Genomic DNA, 5466 nt, shown 5'->3' on the forward strand with positions numbered 1-5466 from the left:
AACCAGTTCATGCCAGGGTGTTCGGCCATGCCCGTGGCCGTAAACATGCAGTAATCTTCTTGAGTGAGACCGTAGGTGTGCTTAATCACCGTTAGTTTTTGTTCACGTAGGAAGTGGCGAATTAAAGGTTCTGGCAATACGCCCCATGCATTCTCAGTCAAGATGGTATTGAGCATGTAATCGAAGCTGGAGAAGCCAATGTAGCGACGAGAGAAAGGTTGTAATTCGGGGTTATCTTTTTCGTTTAAATAGACCATCACGGCTTGCATTGCTCTGCGCAGTTCTTCGTCGGTGACTCGCGAAATTTTAGTTAGCGGGTGGTCACTTTTGCACACCGACATCATCCGGATTTTACCCAAAGGTTGATAAGTGATCCGCGGGTCGTTGATTCTTTCGTAATCGACGCCAAAAGCAAAATCGACTTGATGAGTGGCAATCAAGTTGGCTAAGTCGCCGCTTGAAGCCAATACAAGGTTAAACGAGGTCGCGGGAAAACGATTATTCAGCTGGTGTGCAAAATCTTGCCACAAGGCATCAGGAAGAGAATCATCACGGGCAATCCACATCTCGGCGTTGAAGCCCCGTGATATTTGCGTACAGGTGTGTTTTATACGCGCAATGGTCACCAAAACACTTTCACAATCTTTATAAATTGCTTTCCCCGCTTCAGATAAAGTCAGGTTGTTGCCGGTGCGCACAAAAAGAGCGGTATCGAGCTCTTTCTCCAACGCTTTAATCGCCATACTGAGTTTGGTTCGGTTACATTCTAATTGTCGCGCCGCTTCGGAGACTGAGCCAGTGTCCGCGACAGAGAAAAATGCTTCAATTTGAGAAAGGTTCATAACGTTCTCTAAGGCACAATAATGGGTTGATCATAAACAATTTTAGTACCACTGCCTATCTGATGTTCTTCTACCAACTGACGGTTTTCTCGCCAATCAAAGCCAGTTCATCATTTCTTCGTCAAGATTGAGCTGTAACTCTATGAACGTAACACAGTTTTGGTTTATTCTTGGGAAAATTTCCCCAATACAAGAAGTAACACGGAGGCCATGATGGCGAACGAATGGGATGAGTGTGCGGCTCAGTGGGAGCAGGACGAATCCACAACGCTTTTTGCTCAAAATGTGTTTCAGCAATTGCAGAAACGGGTCACTCTCGAAGGTAAACATGTTCTTGATTTCGGGTGTGGTACGGGCTTGCTGAGCCAAATGATGTCTCGCCATGCCAGAGATATTGTCGCGCTCGATGGCTCTGAGGCCATGATTGAAGAGTTGGATAAAAAAGAGTTGGTCAACGTTGAACCCGTGGTGGATTTTCTGACCCGTGGTCTAGTCGCGCAACATCCTGCCTTTCGCAAACAATTCGATCTTGTTGTGGCGTCATCTGTGTGCGCGTTTGTGCCGAATCTTAATGAAGTATTTACCATCATTCATTCTCTATTAGATGAGCATGGCGTTTTTATTCATTGGGACTGGTTGGTTGAAGAAGATGATCCTGACTATGGTCTTAGCCAAAACCAAATTGAGACACAACTGAAAAGCGCAGGTTTTAGCCAAGTGGAAACCGCAGTTGCGTTCGAGATTAAAAATTCAAAAGGTCTAGCGCCAGTAGTGATGGGCATTGGTAGGAAATAACATCATAAAGTCGATGGTTTTCCAGATTGAGAATGGCTTATTTACATTATTTCACTGTTCCATAATGACCAACTTGCGTAAGCTCTAGCTTGTTGATAAGTGTCATGATAGTCACTCCACAGAAGACTATAAGGCATTGATCACGAATAATTCTGTTTGTTGACTGATAACTCATGGCTAGGGTTAAGCAAAAATAAAAGCACATCAGAAGATAAATAAAGAAGGCCAGCGCAAAATAGTGCTGGCCTTCTTTATTTTAAGCATTGAGCTAAATTTTCAATGTTGATTCACAAACATCAGTTCAGTGTGGTTTTTTGAGCTGATCACACAACCATTTCAAAGCTTGGTCGTTCATACTGGGCTTGTTCCACACTAAGCTGTAAGCCACTTTCCCATAATTGAAAGGTAATGGTTTGATGAGCAACTCCCTAGCTTGCATCGCTTGTTCCGCCCAGCGTTTGGAGCAAGTAAAGAGTGAGTCAGTATGTTTGCATAAGATGGCGGCCGCACCAAAGTCAGCAACAACAACCGGAACATGACGAGCTCGATGAGATTGAGCTAAATTCTGTTCAAAAAAAGGTTCAGCCAGCTCTTTGTCCATGATGCCGATATGCGATTGAGCAAGGTAGTGATCGATAGTGAGTACTTCATTGGCTAAAGCATGATCACTACGCATTAAGCAGACCATTTCATCGTGAGCAATCACTTCCCACACGAGTTCTTTATCTCGCGTTGGGGGCTGGCTGATATCGTGTGGCAAAATGACGAAATCAATCAGCCCGCTTTGCAGGGCGTCGAAGCCATAGTGATCTTTCGAGTAGATAGTAAAGGAAGCTTGCGGTGCATGATTTTTTATTACGTTTGTCAAAATAGGAGCAAACAACTCAAAGGCACTTTCTCGCATCGCAAGGCGGTATTTCCCCTGATAATGTTGAGGTTCGAAATTTGAGTGATGCAGCAATCCATTCATGCTAGAGAGGATTGAATGGACAGTGGGGCCCATTTGTAGCGCGAAAGGGGTAGGTATCAAATGTGTACCGTCACGATAAAATAGTTCATCTTCCAAGAGAATGCGCAATTGCGACAAGTTTTTACTGATGCTTGAAGGGCTAATGCAGAGCTGGGCTGCTGTCTGCGTGACGCTGCAGGTACTGAGCATGACGTGTAGCGCTGTTAAGTGTTTTAAACTGATTCTTGAAAGGTGAATATAATCCATAAATAAAGGCGGTTCCTCCAAACTTTTTCAAAAGCATATCACTGACATACTGACAAATTACACGAAAAGATGCGGGTTATTTGACAAGCTGCCGAAATATTTACCGCTATGTACCTACATCAACTTCCATCGCCTTTATTTCGAGAATCGTGTTTATGTAAACAGCGCGTGGATTTCTTCTAATACATGAGGATTGGCAATGGCACCTAAGTTTTTGACTGTCTCGCCATGAAGTAGTTGCTTCACCGCGAGTTCTACCAGTTTTCCGGATTTGGTGCGCGGGACATCACTGATGGAATGGATCTGCGCAGGTACATGACGAGGGGAGCAGTTTTCTCTTAGGCGCTGTTTGATGGTGTTCACCAGTAGGGTGTTGAGTTCGCACTGTGGAGCCAGTTGTACAAAAAGGATGATCTGCTCATCATTATCGATTTTCTGACCCACTGCGACCGAATCTTGTATTTCAGGCAAGCTATTTACTTGCTGATAAATTTCCGACGTGCCGATACGCACACCTCCAGGGTTTAAGGTGGTGTCACTGCGCCCATAAAAACGTATTCCCCCATTGTCGGTCCACTCAACTTCATCACCGTGGTGCCATACACCAGAGAACTTGCTCCAATACGCATCGTGATAACGTTGGCCATCGTCATGCCAAAACCCGATGGGTTGATTAGGGAAACTGTTGCGGCAGACTAACTCTCCCCGTTGTTGCATCACGGGTTGACCAAGGTCGTTAAATACGGCGACATCAAGTCCTAAGCCTGCGCCTTGGCATTCTCCTCGATACACCGGCGATATGGGGTTGCCAAGCACGAAGCAGCCACAAATATCGGTTCCACCCGAGATAGAGGCGAGGTGTAAGTCCGCTTTTATGTTGGCGTATACATAATCAAACTGTTTTGGGTACAAAACCGAACCTGTTGAACACAATGTTTTCAGTGAGGAGAGAGGGTAGTAATCGCTCGGTGAATACGCTGTTTTTTGCAGTGCTTCTAAATATTTGGCCGATGTACCGAACAAAGTGATGTTGGCTTCTTCTGCCAAATCCCACAATACACCCGGTTGCGGATACATTGGGCTACCATCATAAATAACCAACGTAGCACCGCTAGCGAGCGCCGAAACATGCCAGTTCCACATCATCCACCCACAAGTGGTGTAATAAAACACACGATCGCCCGGTTGAATATCACAGTGTAATTGATGCTCTTTGAGATGATTTAAAATCGTACCGCCAACCGAATGGGCGATGCATTTGGGTTTACCTGTCGTACCTGATGAGTACAAGATAAACAGTGGGTCATTGAAGCCAATGCGTTCATAGCGTAGCCCACGTGGAAGGTAACTTGCGAGAATCGCATTCCAATCAGAAAAAGCGTCGTTAAAATCAGCCGTGAGTGAGCGTTGCTGTAAATATTCGATCTGACAAATGTTGTGTAGGCTCGAAATAGCATCGGCAATCTGACCGTTTTTTTCTTCCATGAGATGGGTTTTGCCATTAAAAGTATACCCATTGCAGCAGAATAAAATTTTGGGTTGTACTTGGCCGAAACGTTCTACTACGCTGTCGACTCCGAAATCAGGAGAGGTTGATGTCCAAACGGCTCCTAAGCTAGTAGTCGCTAACATAGCCACTAAAGTTTCGGTCATATAGGGTAAGTAACCGGCGACAACATCACCTTTTTCAACTCCATTTTGTTTTAACCACTGCTGGATAATAGAAACCTGATCACTGAGTTGCTGCCATGTTAGCTTCTTGTTTTGCCCATTTTCATTTTTAAACCAAACGGCAATGCCTTCCGGTTGTTGAAACGCATAAGAGAGCAGATTTTCCGCGTAGTTCAATTGTGCTTGGGGAAACCAAATTGTGTCTCTGGCGGCGGTGAAGTCGTCCCATCTCGCAATCCCCTCACCGTAAATGCAGTTACCACGAAAGCCGATCACATCGCAAAATTGCCACACTTCTAACCAAAATTGTTTTCTCTCGGCAACGGACCAGAGATGCAGTTGTGAGTAGCTTTCTATCGCCTCACCTTGCATATTAATGTGCTCAATAAACTGGTTTAAATTGGACGCTTTGATGCGGTCTTGGCTAGGGACCCAAAGCGGTGTGTGCGGCGTCAAATTTTCTTCAAACATAATCGCGTTCCCTACAACCCTAACAAGTGGGTATATATCCGTTTATTTTCTGATCTGTTGGCACTGTTTAGTGTTGTCGGCGAACGCCGTAAAGTCAAACGGGTTGGCCATAATCATATCCATGATATCTAAGTAAAAAAACCATAAATGTAAAATATTTGTTACGCGTGAGCGTCGTCAGATGTCGAGCCTAAGATTGGCAGACTTTTCACGAGGCGATAGGCTTAATGTAATCGGTTTGTTAAAAGGTTGTGGTATGACGCAGTATCATTCTAAGCCATTAAATAGCAAAGGTTTCATTGACTGGAGTAACGAAGAGGATCGGATTTGGTATGATCTGATCGCACGTCAAGAGACCGTCGTTGAGCAGCGAGCATGCCAAGCCTATTTGGATGGGTTAGCGATGCTGCAACTCTCTAAAGATCAGGTTCCTCAGTTGCCCGATATCAACCGTATTTTGCAACGTGAAAC

General features: G+C 44.8%; 4 protein-coding genes and 1 pseudogene. 2 read left to right on the forward strand and 3 right to left on the reverse strand.

Annotated elements, in window-relative coordinates:
- Positions 1-842: LysR family transcriptional regulator (locus tag AACT21_RS05940; RefSeq protein ID WP_094164185.1), on the reverse strand; the 842-nt coding region annotated here is incomplete at its 3' end.
- A 213-nt stretch (positions 843-1055) separates the two neighbouring features.
- On the opposite strand from AACT21_RS05940, the gene AACT21_RS05945 reads away from it, so the two are divergent.
- Positions 1056-1637, forward strand: coding sequence for a class I SAM-dependent DNA methyltransferase (locus AACT21_RS05945; protein WP_049785471.1), 582 nt, complete (start codon positions 1056-1058; stop codon positions 1635-1637).
- A gap of 301 nt (positions 1638-1938) precedes the next feature.
- Here AACT21_RS05945 and AACT21_RS05950 read toward each other — a convergent pair whose 3' ends face one another.
- Positions 1939-2874, reverse strand: a complete 936-nt coding sequence (locus AACT21_RS05950; RefSeq protein WP_094164186.1) for a LysR family transcriptional regulator — start codon at positions 2872-2874, stop codon at positions 1939-1941.
- A 132-nt stretch (positions 2875-3006) separates the two neighbouring features.
- Positions 3007-4980, reverse strand: a complete 1974-nt coding sequence (locus AACT21_RS05955) for an acetoacetate--CoA ligase (RefSeq protein ID WP_094164187.1) — start codon at positions 4978-4980, stop codon at positions 3007-3009.
- Between the two features lie 271 nt (positions 4981-5251).
- On the opposite strand from AACT21_RS05955, the pseudogene phhA reads away from it, so the two are divergent.
- A pseudogene (gene phhA, locus AACT21_RS05960) lies at positions 5252-5466 on the forward strand (phenylalanine 4-monooxygenase); the annotation flags it as partial.

Source organism: Vibrio sp. V08_P9A1T1 (assembly GCF_963874405.1).
Taxonomy (GTDB): domain Bacteria; phylum Pseudomonadota; class Gammaproteobacteria; order Enterobacterales; family Vibrionaceae; genus Vibrio; species Vibrio anguillarum.

Bases quoted from the DNA above. Each gene is read 5' to 3' on its own strand.
- AACT21_RS05945 (WP_049785471.1), top strand. From the start codon at position 1,056: ATGGCGAACGAATGGGATGAGTGTGCGGCTCAGTGGGAGCAGGACGAA.